This window comes from Kitasatospora sp. SolWspMP-SS2h (assembly GCF_003259315.1).
Taxonomy (GTDB): domain Bacteria; phylum Actinomycetota; class Actinomycetes; order Streptomycetales; family Streptomycetaceae; genus Kitasatospora; species Kitasatospora fiedleri.
Genome location: NZ_QLLT01000002.1, coordinates 371,793 through 395,357 on the forward strand (window position 1 = coordinate 371,793; position 23,565 = coordinate 395,357).

At 76.3% G+C, this 23,565-nt stretch carries 18 protein-coding genes and 3 pseudogenes; 7 read left to right on the plus strand and 14 right to left on the minus strand.

Annotated features, from left to right (window positions below):
• Positions 1–78: 78 nt before the first annotated feature.
• The 6 genes from K353_RS03915 to K353_RS03940 all read right to left on the minus strand — a co-directional run bounded on the left by K353_RS03915 (position 79) and on the right by K353_RS03940 (position 9,062).
• The gene (locus K353_RS03915; RefSeq protein WP_111552126.1) at positions 79–1,341 is read right to left on the minus strand and encodes a hypothetical protein; all 1,263 of its coding nucleotides are present in this window, start codon (positions 1,339–1,341) and stop codon (positions 79–81) included.
• On the minus strand, positions 1,334–2,875 hold the full coding sequence (locus K353_RS03920) for an alkaline phosphatase (protein ID WP_111552127.1): 1,542 nt from the start codon (positions 2,873–2,875) through the stop codon (positions 1,334–1,336). Before K353_RS03920 ends, K353_RS03915 begins: the two co-directional genes overlap by 8 nt.
• 142 nt (positions 2,876–3,017) lie before the next feature.
• Positions 3,018–3,926 (minus strand): SGNH/GDSL hydrolase family protein, encoded by a 909-nt coding sequence (locus K353_RS03925; protein WP_111552128.1) that lies wholly within the window; start codon positions 3,924–3,926, stop codon positions 3,018–3,020.
• Between the two features lie 71 nt (positions 3,927–3,997).
• Positions 3,998–5,206 carry a glycosyltransferase gene (locus K353_RS03930; protein ID WP_233533345.1) on the minus strand — a complete coding sequence of 403 codons (1,209 nt, stop codon included), beginning with the start codon at positions 5,204–5,206 and terminating at the stop codon, positions 3,998–4,000.
• Positions 5,203–6,573, minus strand: a complete 1,371-nt coding sequence (locus K353_RS03935; protein ID WP_111552129.1) for a glycosyltransferase family 1 protein — start codon at positions 6,571–6,573, stop codon at positions 5,203–5,205. The genes K353_RS03930 and K353_RS03935 overlap by 4 nt, the downstream gene beginning before the upstream one ends.
• Positions 6,574–6,731: 158 nt before the next feature.
• Positions 6,732–9,062 carry a glycoside hydrolase family 3 N-terminal domain-containing protein gene (locus tag K353_RS03940; protein ID WP_111552130.1) on the minus strand — a complete coding sequence of 777 codons (2,331 nt, stop codon included), beginning with the start codon at positions 9,060–9,062 and terminating at the stop codon, positions 6,732–6,734.
• Between the two features lie 173 nt (positions 9,063–9,235).
• Here K353_RS03940 and K353_RS03945 point away from each other — a divergent pair, with 173 nt between their 5' ends.
• Positions 9,236–9,934, plus strand: coding sequence for a TetR/AcrR family transcriptional regulator (locus tag K353_RS03945; protein WP_199527973.1), 699 nt, complete (start codon positions 9,236–9,238; stop codon positions 9,932–9,934).
• A 13-nt stretch (positions 9,935–9,947) separates the two neighbouring features.
• On the opposite strand, the gene K353_RS03950 is transcribed toward K353_RS03945, so the two are convergent.
• Positions 9,948–11,714: a SpoIIE family protein phosphatase gene (locus K353_RS03950; protein WP_158585324.1), complete on the minus strand. Its 1,767-nt coding sequence runs from the start codon at positions 11,712–11,714 to the stop codon at positions 9,948–9,950.
• 367 nt (positions 11,715–12,081) lie between these two features.
• On the opposite strand from K353_RS03950, the gene K353_RS03955 reads away from it, so the two are divergent.
• Positions 12,082–12,912 (plus strand): pentapeptide repeat-containing protein, encoded by an 831-nt coding sequence (locus K353_RS03955; protein WP_199527974.1) that lies wholly within the window; start codon positions 12,082–12,084, stop codon positions 12,910–12,912.
• Positions 12,913–13,079: 167 nt separating this feature from the next.
• Complete coding sequence (locus tag K353_RS34190) at positions 13,080–13,331, plus strand: hypothetical protein (RefSeq protein WP_158585325.1); 252 nt, start codon at positions 13,080–13,082, stop codon at positions 13,329–13,331.
• A 67-nt stretch (positions 13,332–13,398) separates the two neighbouring features.
• Here the strand turns inward: K353_RS34190 and K353_RS03965 are convergent, their stop codons facing one another.
• From K353_RS03965 to K353_RS03980, 4 genes and pseudogenes are all read right to left on the minus strand, one after another.
• Positions 13,399–13,974: a rhodanese-like domain-containing protein gene (locus K353_RS03965; protein WP_111552134.1), complete on the minus strand. Its 576-nt coding sequence runs from the start codon at positions 13,972–13,974 to the stop codon at positions 13,399–13,401.
• A 152-nt stretch (positions 13,975–14,126) separates the two neighbouring features.
• Positions 14,127–14,609 (minus strand): annotated as a pseudogene (locus K353_RS35165) (TSUP family transporter); the annotation flags it as partial.
• Between the two features lie 447 nt (positions 14,610–15,056).
• Positions 15,057–15,419, minus strand: a pseudogene (locus K353_RS36470) (TSUP family transporter); the annotation flags it as partial.
• A complete protein-coding gene (locus K353_RS03980) occupies positions 15,416–15,835 on the minus strand; it encodes a rhodanese-like domain-containing protein (RefSeq protein WP_233533346.1) in 420 nt (139 codons plus the stop codon). The pseudogene K353_RS36470 and the gene K353_RS03980, both read right to left, overlap by 4 nt.
• A gap of 252 nt (positions 15,836–16,087) precedes the next feature.
• Between K353_RS03980 and K353_RS03985 the strand changes: the two genes are divergently transcribed.
• On the plus strand, positions 16,088–17,470 hold the full coding sequence (locus K353_RS03985; protein ID WP_111552136.1) for an MBL fold metallo-hydrolase: 1,383 nt from the start codon (positions 16,088–16,090) through the stop codon (positions 17,468–17,470).
• A gap of 215 nt (positions 17,471–17,685) precedes the next feature.
• Complete coding sequence (locus K353_RS03990) at positions 17,686–17,952, plus strand: metal-sensitive transcriptional regulator (protein ID WP_111552137.1); 267 nt, start codon at positions 17,686–17,688, stop codon at positions 17,950–17,952.
• A 147-nt stretch (positions 17,953–18,099) separates the two neighbouring features.
• On the opposite strand, the gene K353_RS03995 is transcribed toward K353_RS03990, so the two are convergent.
• The 3 genes and pseudogenes from K353_RS03995 to K353_RS04005 form a co-directional block, all read right to left on the minus strand.
• Positions 18,100–18,366 (minus strand): metal-sensitive transcriptional regulator, encoded by a 267-nt coding sequence (locus K353_RS03995; protein ID WP_100839192.1) that lies wholly within the window; start codon positions 18,364–18,366, stop codon positions 18,100–18,102.
• Between the two features lie 123 nt (positions 18,367–18,489).
• Complete coding sequence (locus K353_RS36755; protein ID WP_111552138.1) at positions 18,490–19,488, minus strand: 1-acyl-sn-glycerol-3-phosphate acyltransferase; 999 nt, start codon at positions 19,486–19,488, stop codon at positions 18,490–18,492.
• A 164-nt stretch (positions 19,489–19,652) separates the two neighbouring features.
• Positions 19,653–20,462, minus strand: a pseudogene (locus tag K353_RS04005) (GNAT family N-acetyltransferase); the annotation flags it as partial.
• A gap of 333 nt (positions 20,463–20,795) precedes the next feature.
• Between K353_RS04005 and mptB the strand changes: the two are divergent.
• A complete protein-coding gene (gene mptB / locus K353_RS04010) occupies positions 20,796–22,256 on the plus strand; it encodes a polyprenol phosphomannose-dependent alpha 1,6 mannosyltransferase MptB (RefSeq protein WP_111552140.1) in 1,461 nt (486 codons plus the stop codon).
• Positions 22,250–23,563 (plus strand): glycosyltransferase 87 family protein, encoded by a 1,314-nt coding sequence (locus K353_RS04015; protein WP_111552141.1) that lies wholly within the window; start codon positions 22,250–22,252, stop codon positions 23,561–23,563. The genes mptB and K353_RS04015 overlap by 7 nt, the downstream gene beginning before the upstream one ends.
• The last annotated feature ends 2 nt before the right edge of the window (positions 23,564–23,565 follow it).

Sequence of the window (23,565 nt, forward strand, 5' to 3'; positions counted from 1 at the left end):
GGGAGGTGGCGGGTCGGTGGGTTCCGGGCCGCCCCGGCGGAGGTGGTCCGTCCGGGGCGGCCCGTGCTCGGCCGGGCGTCACCAGTCGGCGTTGGTCGCTCCCAGGCTCAGCAGGACCTGGTCGAAGTCGTTGCCGTCGTTGTCGTCGGTGTACGACACCGCGAGCGCGCCGAACGGGGAGGAGGCCACCGCGGCCTGCTCCTGCCGACCGGTCGTGACCTTGCTGACGGACTGGGAGGGCAGTCGGCCGGTGAAGGTGCCGTCGGGGTTGAGGCCCCGGGCCCGGACCGCCGGGTCGGCGCCGGCGACGCTCCAGCCGACCACGGCGTGGCGCTGGTCGTCGATGCCGACGCTGGGGTTGCCGGCCCCGGTGCCGCCGGAGATCTCGACCTCGGCCGGGCCGGCGGTGCCGGTCGCGGTGAACGACCGGGCCCAGACGCCGCGGGTGCCGGTGTGGTCGGACTCCCAGGCCACGACGAAGTCGCCGTTGAAGTCGGCGGCCACGGCCGGGCGTTGCTGCTGCCCGTCGGCGACGCTGTTGGCGCTGCGGCGGCTGAGCGTGACGGCCCCGTTGGCCTTGGCCAGCTTCACCAGGCCGATCTGGTAGTAGCCGTTGCCGTCGGTGTCCTCGTCCCAGACGACGACGGCGTCGCCCGAGGCGGAGGTCGCCACGTCGGGGTTGTGGTGCGCGCCGCCGGTCGCGTTGACCGTCACCTCGTACGCCTTGGTGGTGGTCCCGGTGAACCCGGCCGCCTTCACGGTCGCCGCCGCGCTGCCCTGGACGTCCTCCCAGACCACCGAGAACGCGACCGCGGTGGTGCTGCCCGGTGCGCCGTCCGGGTCGACCGCGACGCGCGGGTGGAGCTGCTGGCCGTCGGCGTTCGCGTTGACCCGGCCGGAGCCGAGGACCGCGCCGGTCGGGGAGAGCACCCGGTAGACGATGTTGTAGAGCCCGTTGCCGTCCGGGTCCTCCGCCCACACGACGACGGCGTCGCCCCGGTCGTCGAGGCCCACGTCGGGCTGGAGGTGCCGCCAGGCGGTGCCCGCCGTGCCGCCGGTCGAGAGCTTCGTCTCGTAGGCGGAGGCGCCGTCGCGGTACATCCGCACCCACACGTCGCTGTGCGCGTCGTCGCCCGGGTCGGTCGTGTCGCGGTCGTCCTCCCAGACCACCGCGACGTCGCCGAGGCGGTCGGCCGCGATCGAGGAGGAGTCCTGGTCGCCGGTGGCGTCGCTGTTGACGGTCACCCAGGACGTGGGCCCGGCCGCCGAGGCCGGGGCGACCAGGGCGAGGACCGCGGCGAGACCGGCGGCGGCCGCACCGAGTACGGAGAGCTTACGCATCGGCCAACCCCGGCTGTCCGTCGTGGATGATGAAGGTCTTGGCGGTGGTCGCCGCCGCGCCGTGCTCGGTCACCGCCGCCACCGACCGGAAGTCGGCGGTGATCTGCGCGGGCTCGATGCGGGTGCGGACGTAGCCGCGCCGGTTGGAGTAGAAGCGCAGGTGCGGGTTGAGCGACCCGTTGGGGACCGCCGTGGTGGCGCTGCCGTCGCCGCCGCTGGTGATGGAGGTGCAGACCAGCTCGGAGCCGATCGTCGCCGACGACGGGTTCGCGTAGTCGGCCTTGAGGTCGTTGCCCCAGGACGCGTGCACGTCGCCGGTGAGGACGACCGGGTTGCGCACGGCCCGGTCGACGATGCCCTGCTGGATGCGGGCCCGGCTGGCCCGGTACCCGTCCCAGGCGTCCATGTTCATCGCGCCGGACGCGTTCACGTTGCGGGCGAAGAAGACCTGCTGGCCGATCAGGTCCCAGGTGCTCAGGCGCTGGCCGAGCCCGTCGAGCAGCCACGCCTCCTGGGCCGAGCCGGTGATCGAACGGCCGGCCAGGTCGGCGTCGGCGCAGACCTTCGTCCCGTCGCCGCAGGCCTGGTCGTCGCGGAACTGGCGGGTGTCGAGCATGTGGAACGTGGCGAGGGTGCCCCAGCGGACCCGGCGGTAGAGCTGGATGCTGTTGCCGGAGGGCGTCGCGGCGGCCCGCAGCGGCATGTTCTCGAAGTACGCCTGGTACGCGGCGGTGCGCCGCGCGGTCCACTGGGCGGCCGTCAGGACGGGGCTGCTGTCGGCGCGGACCATGTTGGCGTAGTTGTTCTCCACCTCGTGGTCGTCCGGGACCACCAGCCACGGCGCGATCGCGTGCGCGGCCTGCAGGTCCGGGTCGGTGCGGTAGAGCGCGTAGCGGCGGCGGTAGTCCGCGAGCGAGACGATCTCGCTGCCGAGGTGCTGGCGGACGCCGGTGGTGGTGGCGCCGCCCTCGTAGATGTAGTCGCCGAGGTGCAGGATCAGGTCGGGGCGGTCGTCGGCCATCCGCCGGTAGGCGGTGTAGTAGCCGCTCTCGTAGTGGGCGCACGAGGCGAAGGCCATCGTGAAGGGCCGCCCGAGCGTGCCCGGCGCGGGCGCGGTGCGGGTCCGGCCCACCGGGGAGATGAACCCCTGGGCCCGGAACCGGTAGTAGTACTCCGAGTCCGGGGCGAGCCCGCCGGCCAGCACGTGCACCGCGTGGGCCTGGGCGTAGCGGGCGGTGACCGTGCCGGAGCCGATCAGGCTGGTGAAGTTCTGGTCGGCCGACACCTGCCAGTCGACGGCGACGTCGGCGTTGGGCATGCCGCCCTGGCCGTCCGCGTTGGTCGGCGCGGGAGCCAGCCGGGTCCAGAGCACCACGCTGCTGTCGTCCGGTTCTCCGGAGGCGACGCCGAGCGTGAAGGGGAAGGGAGTGGAGGCGGCGGCCGACGACTGGGCCGTCGCGCCGAGTTGGAGTGCGGCGGCACCCGCGGTGGTGAGCCCGCCTAGCAGGAAGATGCGGCGACTGAGGTTGCTCATGACAAGCCATGTTCGTGGGTCCAGATGAACTCCCGACCCTACCGGAAGGGCCGTCAAGTGACGGGGTGAAGGCGCGAGTTGGTGGAGCGCCGGGGGCGTACGGCCTCCTTCGAACGGCTGGTGCGAGGGGGTGGTGGGCGGCCTAGCCGTTGGCGGGGGTGCCGGTCGGCGTGTGGGAGCGGGAGGGGGAGGGGGAAGGTGCGGGTACGGACGCGGGTCCGGGGGTCGGGGAGGCGGTCAGGCGGGCGGTGATCGCGGTGGCGGTGCGGGCCGCGGTGTGGTCGAGGTGGCGGGCCGAGCCGCGCAGGAGGTGGCGGGTCTCCATGGCGGCCAGGGTGAGCAGCCCCGGGAGGAGGTCGGTCGAGCGGGCCGCCACCCAGCGGGTGCCCCGGGTGGCCATCCACCACAGGTCGGCCCCGGGGCCGGGGGCCGTCACCGGCAGGTGGGCGGGCGCCGTGCCGACCGGGTGGCCGGCGGCGGCGAGCAGGGCGTGGAACTCCCGGGCGATCAGCTGGTGCCCGGCGGCGCTCGGGTGCAGCCGGTCCACGCTCAGCAGCTCCCGCTGCCGCGTCCAGGGCAGGTCCGCGAGGTGCAGGTGCGCGGCCCCGTAGTGTGCGGACAGCGCGTGCACCACCGTGTTGACGCCCCGCATCCGCCGGGCCAGCGGCCGGGCCAGCGGGGCGGGCAGCCCCAGCAGCCGCCCCGGGTCGGGCAGGCAGGCGGTCAGCGGGAGCGCCCCGACCGCGGTCAGCGAGGAGAGGGCGGAGGCGAACCGGCGGGCCGTCGACTCCAGGTCGAAGGAGGACCGCAGGGTGTCGTTGCCGCCGACCAGCACCGCCGCGTACCGGGGGCGCAGGGCGAGCGCCGCGGGCAGTTGGGAGACCAGCAGGTCGCGGCTGAGCGCGCCGCTGTCGGCCAGGTTGCGGAACTCGACGGGGTCCGGCGACAGGGCGGGCGCGAGCAGGGCCGCCCAGCCCCGCCACCCGCCCGGTACCGGATCGCCGACCCCCTCGGTCAGGGAGTCGCCGAGCGCAGCGAATCGAACCGTCATCACGTCCCTCCGGGGGGTTGGGAAGGTGGCTGAACCCTGGTGCGGGTGAAGGTGGTGGGGGACGGGCCGTGTCACCCTGCCGTACTGGCGGAAGGGGACGGGGCCGGTGGCGGGCCGGGGCACCGGGCGGTGGCGGGTGCCCGGTGGGCGGCGAGGAAGGCGGCGGTGGCGGCTCCCCAGCTGAACTCCTCCGCCCGGGCCCGGGCGGCGGCCCGCCGTTCCGCCTCCGGACGCTCCAGCAACTCCCTTAGCGCGAGGGCGAATCCGGCCCCCGTGTCGGCCGCCGCGAGTCCGGCCCGGCCGACCACCCGGGGCAGGGCGGAGGACCGGCTGACCGCGACGGGGGTACCGCAGGCCAGCGCCTCCAGGGCGGCCAGGCCGAAGGTCTCCACCGGGCCGGGCGCGATCACCGCGTCCGCCGTGGCCAGCAGGGCCGCCACCTCGGAGCGGGCCGTGAGGTGGCCCAGGAACCTGACTGGCAGCCGCAGTTCGGCCGCCCGGCGTTCCAGCCGGCCGCGCAGCGGTCCCGTTCCCGCGACCGCGAGCACGGCCGGAACGCGGTGCCGGCGGCGCAACTCGGCCAGCGCCTCCAGCGCCCGCTCGGGCCGCTTCTCGCCCGACAGCCGTGAGCACATCACCAGCAGCATCTGCTGCGGATCGGCCAACTCCGCCCGCAGCGAAGGGTCGTGGCACTCGGGCCGCATCACCTCCAGGTCCACCCCCAGTGGCGCCCGCTCGACGTTCCCGGCGCCGATCCGCTCGAACTCCTCGGCCGCCCACGCCGTGGTGCACAGCACCGTGTCATAGCCGTGCGCGGTACGGGAGTTGAGCCGGTCCGCGAGCCGCCGCGCGGTGCCGGGCGGCACCCCCCACGCACCGAGCACCCCGCCGGCGCTCTCGTGCGAGACCATCATCGAGCGCACCCCGTGCGCCCGCGCCCACCCGCCCGTCCAGCGCAGCGTGGTGCGGTCCGAGACCTCCAGTCGGTCCGGCGCCAACTCCTCCAGCAGCGCGGACAGTTGCTTCCTACCGGAGAGCACCCGGTAGCCGCCGGTACCCGGGACGCGCGGACCGGGCAGGGTGATCACCCGTCCCTGCGCGGTCCACTCGTCGGTGCGGACCGGCCCCGGCACCACCAGCACGGGCCGGTGGCCCGCCGCCAGGTACCCGGCCCCGAGGTGGCGCAGCGCGGTCCGCAGTCCGCCCGAGACCGGGGTGACGAAGTTCGCCACCCGGACGATGCACAACCCGCCGTCCGGACGGGCCGGTTCACGGTTCACGCGGGCTGCTCCTCGACCGAGAGCGGGGTGGCGGAGGCGGAGGCGGAGGCGGGGGAGGTGGGGAGGGGGAGGGAACCGCCGGGGCGGCGGGGTGCCGGGACGCCGCCCAGGAGCGGCTGCGCGGCCGGCTCGGCCACGGGGACGGCGGCCACCGGGGAGGGAGCGGGAACGGGGGAGGGAGCGTGAACGGGAGCGAGGACGGCGGCGGGTGCGGCGTTCCGGTCGCGGTCGCGGTGCGCGGCGAGCACCTCCTCGTAGTGCCGGATCAGCTGGTCGCCGACCGCCTCCCAGGTCCGGTCGGTGACCTCGGCCCGCCCCGCCGCGCCGTACCGGGCGCGCAGTTCGGCCGAGGCGGCGAGGTCGGCGACGGCGCGGGCGACGGCACCCGCGTCGCGCGGGGCGACCAGCAGCCCGGTGCGCCGGTGGCCGACCAGGTCGAGCGGGCCGCCGACCGCCGGGGCGACCACCGGTACGCCGCTGGCCATCGCCTCCTGGATGGTCTGGCAGAAGGTCTCCAGCGGGCCGGTGTGCACGAACAGGTCCAGCGAGGCGAAGCAGCGGGCGAGTTCGGCCCCCGTACGGCGTCCCAGGAACACCGCGCCGGGCATCGCGGCCCGCAACGCCGGTGCGCTCGGGCCGTCCCCGATCACCACCACCCGCACGCCGGGCAGCCGGGCCGTCTCCGCCAGCAGGTCGACCCGCTTCTCCGGGGCGAGCCGCCCGACGTACCCCACCAGCACCTCGCCGCCGGGGGCCAGCGCCCGGTGCAGCGCCTCGTCGCGGTGCTCCGGGTGGAAGCGCGCCGAGTCCACGCCGCGCGCCCAGATCCGGACCTGGCGCACCCCGTGCGCCGTCAGGTCCTGCGCGGCCGGGGTCGACGGCGCCAGCGTGCGGGCGGCGGCCCGGTGCACGGAGCGGATCCGCGCCCAGGCGATCGCCGAGCCGACGCCCCGGCCCATCCGGTACGCCTGCGCGTACCCCGCCAGGTCGGTCTGGTACACCGCCACGGTCGGCAGGTCCAGCCGCTCGGTGAGCCGGGCGGCCCGGGCACCGAGGATGAACGGGCTGGCCAGGTGCACCACGTCCGGCCGGTGGGCGGTCAGCGCGGCGGCCAGCCTGCGGCTGGGCAGGGCGATGCGCACCTGCGGGTAGCGGGGCAGCGGCACGGACGGGACGCGCACCACCGGCAGCGGCTCCCGGTCCGGGCCGAAGGACTGCGGCGGGCAGTGCGCGCCCCGGGCCGGGGCGGGGGTGATCACCAGGGGCTGGTGGCCCCGCCGGACGAGGTGCTCGGCAGCCCTCAGCACGCTGTGGGCCACGCCGTTGACCTCGGGCGGGAAGGACTCGGTGACGATGGCGACTCGCATGCCAACGTTGTTGCCAACCCGGGCGTGCGGGCAGCCAAAGGGATCTTTCGCGCAGACGAACGTCTGCCGCCATTTCCGCACGGGTGTGTGAATGCCGGGGCCGGGCGGCCCCCGGCCCCGGCCCGCGCGGCCGGTGGGGCGGAGGGGTGGACCCGAGGTCAGGACTGGAGGTGGGCCAGCAGGCGTTCCAGGTCGGCCGTGGTGACCGCACCGCCGGCGAAGCTGACCAGGCGGCGGACGGGGACGGAGGCCATCATCCGGGCCAGGTCGACGCCCAGGCCGTCGCCGCCGCCGTGGCCGCCGGTCCCGCTGCCGGTCCCGTCGCCGCCGGCGCCCTGGGGGAGCGGCAGCAGGGCGCCGAGCGTCTCGGCCGCGCCGGGCAGGGCTAGCACCTCGCCGAGCGTGGAGTCCAGCGTCAGCGGCAACTCCAGCTCGTCCCCGGCGAGTTCGACGCGGGCGGTGGCTCGCGGGTCGCGGCTGGACGCGGCGGCCAGCACCTCGTACTCGCCGCCCTCGACGATCCAGCGCCCGGCCCGGGTGTCCCAGTACGCCAGGTCGGCGCGCGGCAGCAGGACCTCGACGCGCCCGCTCGCGCCGGGCTCCAGGGTGATGGTGGCGTGGCCCTTGAGCTCGCGCGGCGGGCGGACCACGGCCGAGCCGGGCTTGGCGACGTAGAACTGGACGACCTCGCGCCCGGCCCGCCCGCCGGTGTTGGTGACCGTGACGGACGCCCGGATGCCCTCCGCGTCGGCGGCCAACTCCAGCCCGTGGTAGCCGAATTCGGTGTAGGACAGGCCGTGCCCGAACGGGAAGGTCACCGCGATGTCCCGGGCGTCGTACCAGCGGTAGCCGACGAACAGGCCCTCGCCGTACGCGACATGGCCGTGCTCGCCGGGGAAGTCCAGGTAGGCGGGGGTGTCCTGGAGCCGGACGGGGACGGTCTCGGTGAGCCGGCCGGACGGGTTGACCCGGCCGAACAGCACGTCGGCGAGGGCGCCGCCGGCCGCCTGGCCGAGCAGCGCGCCGTCCAGCAGGGCGGGGGCGGCGGTGACGGGGGCCAGCCGCAGCACGCCGCCGTGGCTGAGGACCACCGCCGTGCGCGGCTGGACGCGGACCACCTCGGCCAGCAACTCCAGCTGCTCGGGCGGGAGTTCGATGTGCTCGCGGTCGAAGCCCTCGGACTCCTGGTGGGCGGCCAGCCCGAGGAAGAGCACCGCGGTGTCGGCGGCGGCGGCCACCGCGACCGCCTCGGCCCGCAGCGCGGCGGCGTCGCCGGTGCCGTCGGTGGTGAAGCCCGGCGCGTGGACCACCTCGGCCGCCCCGGCCAGGGCGCGGATCTCCGCCAGCGGGACGTCCAGCCGGGTCGGGTTCACGTGCGAGCTGCCGCCGCCCTGGTAGCGCGGCTCGGTGGCGAACGCGCCGAGCACGGCGAGCGGACGCCCGGCGGTGAGCGGCAGCACGGGCGTACCGTCGACGGGGTCGTTCTTGAGCAGCACGACGCAGTGCGCGGCGACCCGGCGGGCCAGCGCGTGGTGCGCGTCCGGGTCGGACGGGCCGACCGGCAGGGCGCGTCCGGCCCGGGCCCGGGCGGCCAGCGAGACCGTCCGGGCGGCGGCCGAGGCGACCGCGTCGGCGTCCAGTGCGCCGGCCTCGACGGCCGCCACCACCTGCGCGTCGGTGGTGCCGCCGGTGCCGGGCATCTCCAGGTCGAGCCCGGCGGCCACCGAGGCGACCCGGTCCTGGACGGCGCCCCAGTCGCTGACCACCGCCCCGTCGAAGCCCCACTCGCCGCGCAGCACCTCGGTGAGCAGCCAGCGGTTCTCGGCCGCGTAGGTGCCGTTGATCCGGTTGTACGCGCACATCACCGTCCACGGCTGCGCCTGCTGGACGACCTGCTGGAACGCCCGCAGGTAGACCTCGCGCAGCGGGCGGGCGGCGACGTCGGAGCTGGAGCGCATCCGGTCGTGCTCGGTGTTGTTGGCGGCGAAGTGCTTGAGCGAGGCGCCGACACCGGTGCCCTGCAGGCCGCGCACCCAGGCGGTGGCGAGGGTGCCGGTGAGTCGCGGGTCCTCCGAGTAGTACTCGAAGTTGCGGCCGCAGCGCGGGTCCCGCTTGATGTTCACGCCCGGGCCCAGCAGCACGTCCACGCCCAGCGCCCGGCCCTCCGTGCCCAGCGCCCGGCCGACCTCGGCGACCAGCTCGGCGTCCCAGCTCTGGCCGAGGCCGACGGCGGGCGGGAAGCAGGTCGCCGGGCGGCTGGCCGCGAGGCCCAGGTGGTCGCTCTTCCCGGCCCGGTCGTCCTGGAGCCGTACGCCGTGCGGTCCGTCGGTCAGGGTGAGGGCCGGGACGGGGCCGACGGCCTTGGTGGTCCAGAAGCCCGCCCCGCTGCCGAGCGCGGCGCGCTCCGCGAGCGAGAGGTCCGCCGACGCGGCGGCGAGGTCGCTGGAGCCGTTGGAGTCGGCGGGGTCGGTGGGGCCGAGAGCGGTCACGGGGGTCTCCTCGGGGAGTGCGGGGCGCACCGGTGCGGGGCGGCGGCCCGGGCACTGCCGGGGACGGTCGGCCACCCTGCCGAACACAAAAACAGTACGACATTCGGTTTTCGTGTCACAAGCACCGCGACCAGGTCACTTCCCGTGGCGGACGGTGGCGTAGAGTCGTCCGCATGGCTCGACCACGTGGCTCCTACGCGAAGGGCATCGCCAAGCGCGAGGAGATCCTCGACACCGCGCTGGAGATCGTCGCCCGGGTCGGCTACAGCCGCGCCACCGTGCGCGAACTGGCCCGGGCCGTCGGCCTCAGCCAGACCGGTCTGCTGCACTACTTCGGCAGCAAGGAACAGCTCTTCGTCGAGATCCTGCGCCGCCGCGACCTGGTCGACCTGCGGACGGCCACCGGGGCGGGCGGCGGGGCCGACGGGGACGGTGAGGACGGCCGGGCCGACGGGAGCGGCGCGGGCGGTGGAAACGGCGAGGGCGGCGAGGGCGGCGAGGACGACGGGAGCGGCCCGGAGGGCGCCGGATTCCCGCCCGACCTGGTAGGGGCGCTCGCCGCGCTCCAGCGGCACAACGCCGAAGTCCCGGGCCTGGTCCAGCTGTTCTCACGGCTCTCCGCCGAAGCCGTCGAACCCGGCCACCCCGCCCACGCCTACTTCCGCGACCGCTACCGGGACGTCCGGGCGGGCGGCGCCGAAGCGATCCGGGCGAGCCAGTCCGCCGGGGAACTGCCCGCGGGCATCGACGCGGACCGCCTCGCGGTGCTGGTCTTCGCGCTCATCGACGGGTTGCAGATGCAGTGGCAGTACGATCCCGAGATCGACATGGCCGAGCAACTCTCGTACTTCTGGCGCCTGTTGGGACGGTGACGCCCGCCCCCGGTCAGGACGGCCGGTGGCGGACCCGGGCCGCCAGCAGGGCGATGTCGTCCTCGGCGGCGTCCGGGGCCAGGGCGGCGAGGGTGCCGTCGAGCAGGGCGTCGAGGGGGCCGTCGGCGGGGAGGCGGAGCGCGGAGAGGCGGGCGAGCGAGACGTCGATGTCCTCGCCGCGCCGTTCGACCAGGCCGTCGGTGTAGAGCAGCAGGGCGTGGTCGGCGCGCAGCTCGACGACGGTCTGCTCGTAGCCGCCGACCCCGGTGCCCAGCGGTGGGCCGGTCGGCACCTCGACCAGCTCGGTGGCGTGCGGGGTGAGCAGGGCGGGCGGCAGGTGCCCGGCGCCGGCGAGCGTCCAGCGGGCGCGGGCCGGGTCGGCGAGGGCCAGCACGCAGGTCGCGGGGCGGGCGTTCTCCTGCTCGGCGATCAGCGCGTCGAGCTGGCGCAGGATGCGGTGCGGCGGCAGGTCCATCGCGGCGACGTAGCGCAGCGTGGAACGGTAGTTGCTCATGTCGACGGCGGCCTCCACACCGTGCCCCATCACGTCGCCCATGGCCAGCAGCGTCCGCCCGAACGGCAGCCGCACCGTCTCGTACCAGTCGCCGCCGACCACGGAGGCGATCCCGGACGGCAGGTAGCGGGAGGCGAGTTCGAGGTTGGGGTGCGGGCTGCCGGGTTCGGCGAGCAGCGCCCGCTGGAGTTCCAGGGCGGTGTTCTGCGAGCGGGCGTAGCGCCGGGCGTGGTCGAGGGTGAGCGCGGCGCGCCCGGCGATCGCGGCGAGCAGCTCGGTGTCCTCGTTGGTGAACCCGAGCGAACTGCCGTACGCCCGCGCCAGGGTGAGCACGCCGATCGGACGGCCGCGGGCGATCAGCGGGACGGCGAGCAGGCAGTCCACCCCGGCACTCCGGCAGGCGGACAGGGCGGCCTCGTCCGGGACCAGCGCCGCCAGCTCCTCGGCGGACAGCAGGTTGGCGGCCACCGGACGGCCCTCGGCGAGCGCCCGGGCGGCCACCGAGCCGGGCCGGTGCCGCACCGCCCCGCCGACCGGGGCGGACGGCGGCGCGCCGGGCCGGGCCAGCCCGCCGGCGGTGGCGGCCCGTCGCAGCCGCAGCCGCAGCCGCGACCGGTCCCGCTCCCGTTCCTGGCCCCGTTCTCGTCCTTGGTCCTGCTCTCGTCCCTGGTCCTGCTTCGGGTCGACGTCCGGGCGTGGCGCGGCGGTGCCGGGTGCGGCGCTGTCGGGCGTGTCGAGCGGCAGGACGTCGACCAGGGCGAGGGCGGCGAAGCCGGGGACGGCGAACGCGGCGAGTTCCGCGCAGGTGGTGTCCGGGTCGAGGGTGGTGCCGATCCGCTCCGAACCGGCCTCCAGCAGGGCGAACCGGGCCCGGACGCGTTCGAGCTCGGCCCGGTGGGCGTCGGCGCCGCCCGGCAGGACGACCAGCACTCCGGTCGGCGCGCCGCCGACCTCCAGCCGGCGGAAGTCGGCGGGCCGCCCGGCGAAGGTGCCCGAACGCGGTCGTCCGTCGGCCAGGACGCGCGGGAGGGCAGGGTCCGGCCGGTCGGCGGCCCGGCCCAGGACGGCCGTCGGCGACACGCCGGTGACCTGCTGGAACGGCGTGTTCAAGTAGCGCCAGCGCAGCTCCGTGTCGAGTACCGCCACCGCCACGGGCAGCTGCCCGAGCAGGGCGCCGGTCAGCGCGTCGCGGTCCACCCGCAGGGCCGCGGAGGCGGTCGTGAGCAGCGGATCCGTCGAGCTGTCGCCCGCCGACTCGGGCCGCACCCGTGATCCCTCCCTCACCACGTCCCCGTGGAGCCGTCGGCGGGCCGGGCGCGCCGTCGTACCGCGCGGCCCGGTGTCCCGCCTCCCGGATGATCCGCACCCGGGGACCGCACCCTACTCGGCGAACCCGCCCCGGTCCGCACCCGACACGGCGCGGGCGTCCGGCGGGGCGGGGTTTTCGTCGGGCTCGACCGTTCTCCTGACCGTTCTGTCGACGGATTCGGCCTCCGCAGACGCTCGGCGGCGTCCGGACCGCGGCGTGTCCCGGTGACCGTGGTGCCCGTGGCGGTGGTGCCCGTGGCGGTGGACGGTCGGCCGGGCGGGGAGAATGGACCGTTCGATCCCCTGCCGCAGGAGAACCCGTACCGTGACCGACCAGCAGCACCCCGCCCCGACCGGCCGTCGACTCGACCTGCTCGCCGACTGCTCCGCCTGCTTCGGCCTGTGCTGCGTCGCCCTGCCTTTCGCCAAGTCCGCGGACTTCGCGGCGAACAAGAACGCGGGCACGCCCTGCCGCAACCTCCAGGCCGACTACCGCTGCGGCATCCACACCGAGCTGCGCGGGCGCGGCTACCAGGGCTGCACGGTGTTCGACTGCTTCGGCGCCGGGCAGAAGCTCTCCCGGCACACCTTCGGCGGACGCAGCTGGCGCGAGGACCCGGACACCGCCCGGCAGGTGTTCGAGACCTTCCCGGTGATGCGTCAACTCCACGAGCTGCTCTGGTACTTGACGGAGGCGCTGGAGTTGCCGAAAGCCCGGCCGGTGCACCCCGAACTGCGTCGGGCGCTCGACGGGATCGAGCAGCTGACCGGGCGGGACGCCGCCGCACTGCTCGCCGCCGACGTACCCGCGATCCGGGCCGAGACCAGCGAACTCCTGCTGAAGGCGAGCGAGTTGACCCGGAACGCGCTGCCCGGCAGGAAGCGCAACCACCGTGGCGCCGACCTGATCGGGGCCCGTCTGCGCGGCGCGGACCTGCGCGGGGCCAACCTGCGCGGCGCCTACCTGATCGCGGCCGACCTGTCCGGCGCGGACCTGCGCGACGCCGACCTGATCGGCGCGGACCTGCGCGACGCCGACCTGCGGGGTGCCGACCTGACCGGGGCGCTGTTCCTCACCCAGTCCCAACTCAACGCCGCCAAGGGCGACTCCACCACCCGCGTCGGCGCCGCGCTGGTCCGTCCCGCGCACTGGTGAGCCCCGCCGGGAGGACGGGAGGAGTGACGGTGCGGGGGCGGAAGAGCGCGGAAGGGGGGCGCGCGGGGGCGCACGTGGACCCCTGAATCGGGATTAATTGCCTGCGGTCCGGGCGGAACCGGGCGTATGGTCATGAACTCCCCGACGCGAGAGGAGGATCATCCGCGATGGGAATGTTCAAGGACGTACCACCCAGCGAGCATCCGGACTTCACCCACCTGCGGTTCATGGCTGCCGGCACGCCCTCGTGGTGGAAGCGCAACCGCCACAAGACGCTCGGTGCGGCGGGCCTGCTGGCCGGCTTCTGGCTGGCCAGCCACTACAACACCGCAGCCCCCGCCGCCTCCTGCACCCCGACCGCCACCACCGCCACCACCGCCACGTCCAGCCCCCAGGGCGCGGCCGTCGCCGAACGCTGAACGGGCGTTCGGCGGAGGCCGCGCCGACGGGCGGGGCGGGGCCCGGCGGACCGTCGGTCCGGACGCGTCACCTGCCGCCGTCGCGCAGCGCGGCGAGCGTCGCGTCCAGCTCGGCACCGGAGCCGCGCGGGCGGTTGTAGGGGAGCCTGCCCAGCAGCGAGCCCATCGCGCAGGTGTTGCTGACGGCCGAGAACAGCAGGCCGCCGCCGACCGCCGCCGACACCCAGCGCACCCCCGGGACGGCGACGTCGACGACGAGGCCCGCCAGCACCAGCGAACCGGCCACCAGCCGGACCTGCCGGTCCATCGCCCAGCGGACCGGCCGGCCCGGCACCCGGTTCAGCGCCCCGCCGTTGGCCGCCCAGGCGGCCGTGCCGCCGTCGACGAGCAGTGCCGGCACGCCGGCCGCCGCCAGCTGCTCGCAGGCGTCCAGCGCGCGGGCGCCGGAAGCGCAGGTGACGGCCAGCTCGCCGCGCCCGGCGGCGACCCGCAGCGCGGGCACGGCCTCCGCCAGCCGGTCGAGCGGCACGTTGTGGGTGCCGGGGATGTGGCCGCCGGCGAACTCGCCGGGCGAACGGACGTCGATCACGGTCAGCCGGTGCAGGCGGGGCCGGAGCTGGTCGACGGTCAGGGGCGTGGTCATCGGAACGGGTGAACCCTTCGGGAGGAGACGACCCGGCGCGTACGGACGGCCGGGAGACAAGGGGGAGGGGGAGGCACGGGCGGGGCGGGAGACGCGTGGCCGTACGGGGACGGTGGGCGCGGGGTGCCGGAACGCGGCGTCAGAGCACGGCGTCAGAGCACGGCGTCCACCAGCATCAGGGCGGCGACGGCGAGCAGCGCACCTGCGAACAGCCGTTGCAGCGTGCGGCCGGACAGTTTCGCGGCGAGCCGCTTGCCGTCCCAGGCACCGAGGACCGCTGCGGCGGCGAACGGCCCGACCGTCGACCACGGCACCTCGGCGTTCCCGCCGATCCGGGGCAGCAGCGCGGCCAGCGAGTTGAGGGTGATCACCAGCAGGCTGGTGCCGGCCGCCTCGGCCATCGGGAAGCCCAGGAAGGACACCAGCGCGGGCACCGCCAGGAACCCGCCCCCGACCCCCAGCACCCCGGTCGCCGTCCCCAACCCGGCCCCCGCCCACGCAGCCCGCCGCGCCGAGCCCGCGACCCGCGCCGCCGGCCCGGAGCCCGCCGGGCGCGGACACCGCGCGGGGTCGCCCCCGGTGGGGGCTGCCGCTGTTGTGGTGACGGTCTCTGCTCCGGCGTTGCCGGGTGCGCGCGTGGTGCCCGGGGTCCGAGCTGCCGGTTCGGAGACCAGCGGGAGCGGGAAGGACCCGGGGCGCATCCCCGTGGGGGCTGTGGCCGTTATGGTGGCAGTCCCTGCTTCCGTGCCGTCGGGTGCCCGAGTGGTGTGCGGGGACCAGGCGGCCGGTTCGGAGACCAGCGGGAGCCGGAACGGCTCGGGGTGCACCCCCGCGAGGACCGGCGCCGTTGCGGTGGCAGCCTCCGCCGCTGCGCCGTCGGGCACGCGCGTGGTGCCCGGGGCCCGGGCTGCCGGTTCGGAGAGCGTCGAGGGCGGGGAGGGCTCGGGGTGCGCCCCCGTGGGGGCTGCGGCCGTTGTGGTGGCGGACGCCGGCTCCGCGACCGCCGCCGATCGGCGGGCGGTGGGCAGCGTCCGTGCAGGCTCCGGGAGGGGCCCGCCGTCGGGGCCGTCGCCGTCGGGTGTCCGTCGTCCGCCCGCCAGCATCCGCCAGGCGGCCAGGCCGGCCAGCAGGGCGAACGCGGTGGTCAGGGCCGGGGCGGGGAGGTGGCGGGAGAGGGTGCCGCCGAGGGTGGCGAGCGGGAGGCCGGCCGCGCCGAACAGCAGTCCCTCGCGCCAGCGGACGCGTCCGGCCCGGGCGTGGGCGACCAGGGCGGTGAGCGAGGTCATGGCGACGATCAGCAGGCTGGCGGTGGTCGCGGTGCCGGGGGTCAGCCCGATCAGGTAGATCAGCGCGGGGACGGCCAGCATGCTGCCGCCGCCGCCGAGGCCGCCGAGTGCCAGGCCGACCACCGCTCCGGCGGCCAGCGCCAGCAGGACGGTGTTCATGCCGTGCCGCCGCAGCGACATCCGTCCCGGTGCGTGGGCAGTCCGGCCTCCTGCCAGGCGCGCATCCCGCCGACCACGTTCACCGTCGGCACCCCGCGCGCGTTCAGCAGTTCGGCGGCCCGCTGCGAACGGTTGCCGGAGCGGCACACCGCCAGCACCGGCCGTCCACCACCCGCGGCCCGGACCGCCTCGACGCCACTTTCGTCGTCGCCACCACCGCCACCGCCACCGCCGAGATCGCCGTCGAAGTCGCCGAAGTCGCCGAGCGGGACGAGGAGCGCGCCGGGCGCGTGCACCTCGGCGTGCTCCGCGGGTTCGCGGACATCGAGCAGCAGCGCCGCGCCCGCAGCGGCCAGGCGGTGCGCCTCGGCGGGGTCGATCTGCTCGGGCGCGGGCGGCTGGGGGGACCGGGCCACGGTGTCCTCCTGGGGTGGCGGGGCGGTGCGCGAGGGTGTTCCGGCGGGTTCCCGGACGGCGGGCCATCCTCGGGAAGATACCGGCGGGGGTATATCGTTGAACCCGATCATATACCCCCACCCGTATCACTCGGTCAGGCCACCGGCGGGAAGCTGCCTGCAATAATACCCCTAGGGGTATCGAAGTCCGCAGGCCCGGGCGCGGCGTCCGCCGGGCCCAGGAGACCCGCCCCGCGCAGAGAAGAGGACTCCGTGTTCTTCGCCCAGTACTACCTCGACTGCCTCTCCCAGGCTTCCTACCTGATCGCGGACGAGACCACCGGCCGCGCCGTGGTGGTCGACCCGCGCCGGGACGTGGACGAGTACCTCGCGGAGGCCGAGGCCCGCGGCTTCACCGTCGAGGGCGTCATCAACACCCACTTCCACGCCGACTTCCTCTCCGGCCACCTCGAACTCGCCCACCGCACCGGCGCCTGGATCGGCTACGGGCGGCGCGCCGAGACCGAGTACCCGATCCGCGGGCTCGTCGACGGCGAACGGATCGGCCTCGGCGAGGTCGTCCTGGAGATCCTCGAAACGCCCGGCCACACCCCCGAGTCGATCAGCGTCCTGGTCCGCGAGCGCGCCACCGACGCCGTCCCGTACGGGGTGCTCACCGGCGACGCGCTGTTCGTCGGCGACGTCGGCCGCCCCGACCTGTCGGCCTCCGCCGGTGTCACCGCCGACCGGCTCGGCCGGATGCTGTACGACAGCGTCCAGCGCAAGCTGATGTCCCTGCCGGACGAGGTCCGGGTCTTCCCCGCGCACGGCGCGGGTTCGGCCTGCGGCAAGAACCTCTCCACCGAGCGGCAGTCCACCATCGGGCGGCAGCGCGCCACCAACTACGCCTGCGCGCCGATGACCGAGGACGCGTTCGTGGCCATCGTCACCGCCGGACAGCCCACCGCTCCCGGCTACTTCGGCTACGACGCCGACCTCAACCGCCGCGACCGCGAGCTGTTCGACGCCGCCGCGCTCGCCGGCCCGCTGGACGCGGGGGAGTTCCTCGGCCGCCGGGCCGACGGCGCCGTCGTGGTCGACGCCCGCGACCCGCAGGCGTTCGCCGCCGGACACCTCGCCGGGTCCGTCAACGTCCCCGCCGACGGGCGCTTCGCCGAGCAGTCCGGCACCGTTCTCGACCCGGCCTGGCCGCTGCTGGTGATCGCCCCCGAGGGCCGCGAGCGGGAGACCGTCACCCGGCTCGCCCGGATCGGCTTCGACCGCGTCGCCGGCTACCTCGCCGACCCCGGACGGGCCTTCCGCGCCGCCCCCGACCTGACCCGCCGGGCCCCGCGCCGCACCGTCGCCGACCTGCGCGCCGAACTCGCCGGTGCCGAACCGCCGTTGGTCGTCGACGTCCGTGACGAGGGCGAGCGCGCGCAGGGGCACGTCCCCGGCTCCGTCCACCTCCCGCTCACCGAACTCCCGCACCGCCTGGCCGAGATACCGCAGGACCGCGCCGTCGTCGTGCACTGTGCCGGAGGCCACCGCTCCTCGATCGCGGCCAGCCTGCTGCGCCACCACGGCCACCCGCGGACCTCCGACCTGCTCGGCGGCTACGCGGCCTGGGCCGCCGCCCGGAACGACGCCGGCTGACGTTCCCCGGGCGCGGCCGGGCGAGGTCCGTTCACCGGCGGGCCGGAAGGGGAACCGGAAGAGGAATGCGCCGTCCACCGGTGAGGTTGATACGGGAGGGGGTATGAGCAGGGCGTCCCGGCGCGGGTCCCGGTGCACCGGCACCGCCCGATCCGCGACACGGAACCCGGCGCGGGCGGCGGACGGCCGCCCGTCGAGGACGAGGAGGAGTCCCGATGCAGGTGGACGACGAGGCCGTCGGCGCGGTGCTGAACCGGCTGCGCCGGGCGCAGGGCCAACTGGCGGGCGTGATCGCGATGATCGAGGCCGGGCGCGACTGCAAGGACGTGGTCACCCAACTCGCCGCCGTGTCCAGGGCCCTGGACCGCGCCGGGTTCAAGATCGTGGCCAGCGGCATGCGCCAGTGCCTGGCCGAGGCGGAGGAGGGCACCGCCCCGATGAGCGAGGCCGAGTTGGAGAAGCTCTTCCTCGCCCTCGCCTGAGCCCGGTCGGTCGATCGGACGGGCGGGCAGGGGTGCGAGGACGGAGGCCGGCCGACGGGCGTACGACGGAAGTACGACGGGCACACGACGACGCACCGCGCTCCGGCGCGGTGCGTGGCGGTCGGCGCCCGGCCGGTCGGGCCGGGGTCAGGCCAACGTCAGGAACATCTTCTCGAGTTCCGCCTCGCTCATCGGCGCCGCGCCCTCCTCGGCCTCGGCCAGGCACTGGCGCATGCCGCTGGCCAGGATCTTGAACCCGGCCCGGTCCAACGCGCGCGAGACGGCGGCGAGTTGGGTGACCACGTCCTTGCAGTCGCGCCCGGCCTCGATCATCGCGATCACACCGGTCAACTGACCCTGCGCCCGGCGCAGCCGGTTCAGCACCGCGCCGACGGCCTCGTCGTCCACCTGCATCGAGCACCTCCTCGCCTTCTCTGAACTCGCCCGATCATACGGGAGACACCCCGCCGTCCCGTCCCGGCCACCGCCCGGGCACCGCGGGTGCACGAACCGCCGGACCGGCCCCGACCTGCCCGGTTACCGCCCGGTCGCCACCGCGACCCCCGACTCCGCCGCCACGGCGACCACCCCCGCCGCCCCCGCCTCCGCCCCCGCCCCGGTGGTGCCCGGGACGCCGACCGGCCGCTCGACGGAGCCGGAGCCGGAGCCGGAGACCGGGACAGAGCCGGAGCGGACGCAGGCCGCGCAGCCGGGCGCGTCGGCCGGGGCCCCGTCCGGGCGGCGGTGCAGGTCGACCACCCGCTGGGCCGCCGCCGCGAGCTGCCGACGGCCCGGGAACAGCGCGGGCGGCAGCAGCGGCAGCAACTCGATCTCCGCGGTCAGGCCCCGCACCGACACCACCCGCCACAGCGAGGCCAGCAGCCCGTCCTCGCCGACGAACGCCGGCGCGGTGCTCGGCCGCCCGTCCGCGCCCCGGTAGCGCAGCGTCAGCGGCTGCACCGGCACGTCCGCGCGCACCGCCGCCTCGAACAGCGCCGGGCGGAACCGTCCGCCGTCGCGCCCGCACCAGGTGCTGCCCTCCGGGAAGACCACCACGCGCTCGCCGCGGCGCAGCGCCGCGGCGATCTCTTCGACGGTGCCGGGCAGCGCCCGCAGCCGGTCCCGGTCGATGAAGATGGTGCCGCCCCAGGAGGTCAGCGGGCCGAGCACCGGCCAGCGGCCGACCTCGGTCTTGGCCAGCATCCGGCCCGGCCGGACGGCCGCCACCAGCAGGACGTCCAGCCACGAGACGTGGTTGGAGACCAGCAGCGAACCGCCGGCCGACCGCCCCGGCGCGGAGATCGGCCGCACCCGCACGCCCAGCGCGGCCAGCAGCAGCCGCGACCACCAGCGCACCAGCCGCTCGGCCGGCAGCCAGGCCAGCGCCCGCACCGGCCCGGCCGCCAGCACCCCCGCGACCAGCACCGCCAGGCACCCGGCCAGCCGCAGCACCCGGCGCACCACCCCCGCCCGGGGCCCGGTGACCGCCACGCAGTCGCCGGGCGTGCACGGCGCGGTCGGCAGCCAGGCGCTCACGCCGCCGTCGCCGTTCCGCGCGCGACGCCGCTCCCCGCTCCGTCCCCTGCTCCGTTCCCCGCCCCGCGCCCGGTTCCCTCGCCGGCGGGTGAGCCGTCGGCGGGGGCGTCGTCGGCGGCGGCCCCCGCCGGGCCGCCGGTGATCGCGGACAGCGGCAGGTCCGCCGCCGCGGCCAGGAAGTGCCGCAGGTAGCGCGGGTCGGTGCGCTCCAGCGACAGCAGCACGTACAGGTCCGCCACGTCGAAGTCCGGGTCGTACGCGGGCTCGCCGCACACCCAGGCCCCCAGCCGCAGGTAGCCGCGCAGCAGCGCCGGGACCGGGGTGCGGTCGGCCCGGGCCACGCCCCGCGCCGACCACGGGCGCAGCGGAGTGACCCGGTACTGCTGCGGGGCCAGGTACTTGGCCGAGACGGTGTCCCACACCGCGGCGGCGGTCGCGCCCCCGTCGGCCAGCGGGATCGAGCAGCAGCCGGCCAGCCAGGCGTTGCCGGTGGCGGTCATGTAGCGGGCGATGCCGCCCCACATCAGGTTGATCACCGCGCCGTTGCCGCGGTGCACCGCGGCGATGCAGGACCGCCCGACCTCGACCATGCCCTCGCGCAGCCCGCCGAGCCGGGCCAGGTCGAACTCGGTGTCGGAGTACAACCGGCCCGCCCGGCGCGCCTGTTCGGGCCGCAGCAGCCGGTACGTGCCGACCACCTCGCCGGTGGGCTGCTCGCGCACCAGCAGGTGGTCGCAGAACTCGTCGAACGGGTCGACGTCCAGGCCGGGCAGCGGCGAGTCGAGCACCGCGCCCAGCTCGTCCGCGAAGACCCGGTGGCGCAGCCGCTGCGCGGCCGCCACGTCCTCCGCGGTCCGGGCGAACACCAGCTGGTACGAGGGCGGTTGGGGCTCCGACGGACGGCCGGACGACAGCCGGGCGGAGGACTGGACGGGGACGTGGACCTGTCCGGTGCGGACGGGGGCGGTGGTCATGGCGGGACTCTCCGGGATCTCGGGGCGCGATAGGGTGGCGACGGACGGCACGGGACGACACGCAACGACACGAGCGCTCGCACCCGGACCGCCGGTCGGGCGGTACCGGCCGCGGGCGGCCTCCGTATGTCTCCCCGACCCGCCCGGCACTGAGGTGGCCGTTCGAGGGAGGCCAGATGTGCACCTGCTGAATGGCAGGTTCGACCCCTCCGGCACCGCCGCGCCCCCGCACCCGCCCCGGCCTGCGGACGGCATCGGCCGGACGCCCCCCGGCCACCCGGCGGACGCCGACTCTTCCCGCCGGGGCCACGCCGCTCTGCCAGCGTTCCCGGCATGCCGAACACGGGCGCGAACGCCTCCCCGAGCCGGTACCGGTGGCTCGGCCTCCTGGGCTCGCTCGTCCTCGCCGCCGGCGCCCTCACCTCCGGCGCCCTGCCCGCCGCCGCCACCGGCCCCGCCCTGCGGGCCTCCGGCGGCGCCGGCACCACCCTGGTCTTCGCGGGCCTGACCGTCCTCACCGCGGCCTGGCTCCTGCTCGGCCGCGCCGTCGACGCCCCGCCCGCCGACGTCCCGCCCACCGACATCCATGCCGCCCGCCGTGCCGCCCGCCCGTCCGGGACCCGCTGGCTGGCGGTCACCCTGGGCTGGTGGGCCGCCCCGCTGCTGCTCCTGCCGCCGCTGTTCAGCCGGGACGTCTACAGCTACCTCGCCCAGGGCGCCATGGTGGCGGGCGGGTTCGACGTCTACGCGGACGGGCCCGCCGTGCTCGGCGGCTCCGTCGCCCAACAGGTGCCCCAGGTCTGGCAGCACACCCCCGCGCCGTACGGCCCCGGCTTCCTGCTGCTGGCGCGGGCCGCCGCCCCGCTCGCCGACCACCCGTACGCCGGGACCCTACTGCTGCGGCTGTCCGCCGTCCTGGCCGTCGTCGCGCTGGCCGCCCTGCTGCCGGCCCTGGCCAGGGCCCTCGGGACCGACCCGGCGGGCGCGCTGCGGCTGGGGGCGCTCAACCCGCTGGTCCTGCTGCACCTGGTCGCCGGGGCGCACAACGACGCCGTCCCGCTCGCCCTGATGCTCGCCGGACTGCTCGCCGCCACCCGCCGCCGCCCACTCCTCGCCGCCGTCCTGATCACCCTCGCGGCCCTGGTCAAGGCCCCCGCCGCGCTGGCCCTCCCGGTCGCCTGGTGGATCGCCGGCCGCTCGGACGACACCCCCGGGCGGGGGCGCCGACCGCGCTGCGCCGTGGCGGTCCTGGTGGCCGCCGCCGCGACCACGGCCGCCGTCACCGCCGCAGCCGGTACCGGCTACGGCTGGGTCGGCGCCCTCACCACCCCGGCCACCGCGGGCAGTTGGTCGCCGAGCACCGCGCTGGGCCGGCTGGCCGCCGACCTGCTGGGGGTCGCGCCGGAGGGGCCGGTGGGGGCGGCCCGGCTGCTCGGGGCGGTCGGGGCGGCGGTGGCGCTGGGCCTGCTGGCGGCACGGGTCGTGCGGCGGGGGAGCGAACCGGCGGCGGCCCTGGCGCTCGCGTTCGGGGCCCTGGTCGCGCTCGGACCGGCCTTCCGGCCCTGGTACGCGCTGTGGTGCGTCGTCCCGGCCGCGTTCGCCGCGCGCGCCGCCGGGGCCCGCCGGGCAGCCGAACTCGCCTGCGCGGCACTGGCGTTCGCCGTCATGCCGGACGGTTTCGGCCCGGACCGGGCCGAGTTGGTGCTGGCCGCCGGCGGGCTGGGCATCGGGGTGTTCGCCATTCTGCTGATGGAGCGTCAGATCACCTTCCAGGAAAGGCAGCCGGTGTGCTGACCCGCGGCACCACCACCGCCAGGATCGCGGTCCTCGCCGTCGCGGTCCTGGCCACCGGCCTGGTCCTGGCGGTCATCCCGGGCCACCGCGGCTGGTTCGACGCCGGCGTGTACTACGGCGCCGTGCGCCACTGGGCCGCCACCGGGCAGCTCTACGACTACGTCCGGCCCGGTACCCCCTACGGCTTCACCTACCCGCCGTTCGCCGCCGTCTGCATGCTGCCGATGCGCCTGCTCGGCTGGCATCCGGCGATCGCCGTCGGCGTCGCGCTGTCCGCCGCCGCCACCGCCCTGCTGCTGTACTGGCTCGTCGACCCGGTCGCCCGCCGCCGGGGCTGGTGCCGCTGGTACGCGTTCGGCCTCGCGGCCTGCCTGTGCGCGCTCACCAACCCCGTCCGCGACACCTTCAGCTTCGGCCAGGTGAACCTGCTGCTGGTCGCCCTGGTCTTCGCCGACCGGCAATTGACGAGCCGTCAATTCATGTGCAGCCGTTGGAGGTTGCTCGCCGGGGTCGGCACCGGACTGGCCGCCGCGATCAAACTGACCCCGGCGCTGTTCATCGTCCACCTGCTGCTCACCCGGCAGTGGCGGGCCGCCGCGACCGCCGCCGCCACCGCGCTCGGCGCCACCGGCGCAGGCTTCCTGATCGCCCCGGAGGTCTCCCGCCGGTTCTGGACCGCCGCGCTCTGGGACACCGACCGGGTCGGCGGCTTCGCCAACATGTCCAACCAGTCCCTACAGGGGCTGATCGCCCGCCTCGGCCCCCACCTGCCCAGCCGCGCCCTGTGGGCGGCCGCCGCACTGGCCGTCCTCGCACTCTGGGCCCACCGCCTGCACCGCGCCGCCGCGGCCCGCGACACCCTCGCCGCGTACAGCCTCACCGGCCTCGCCTGCTGCCTGGTCAGCCCGATCACCTGGGTGCACCACCTGGTCTGGATGCTGCCCGCCCTGGTCGTCCTCGCCGACCCCGATCCCGATCCTGACCCCGCCCCGGCCCCCGCCGCCGACGCCGGTACGGGTGCCGCCCCGCGCCGACCAGGCCGCCGCCGCGCCCGGACCGCCCTCTGCTGGCTGCTCCACCTCGTGCTCTCCAGCGGCATGGTCTGGCTCTGGCACCCCGACGGCCGCAGCCTCGGCACCCTCCTCGGCGGCAGCGCGTACGCCCTGACCTCCCTCGGCCTGCTGCTCGCCCTGCCGATCCGCCGCCACCCCGAGCAGCCGGACGGCCCCGCCGCCCCGGCGCCCCCGGAGCGGACCGCCGCGCCCGCCCCCGCTCCCCGCGCACGCCCGGCCCCCGTCGGGCGATAAGC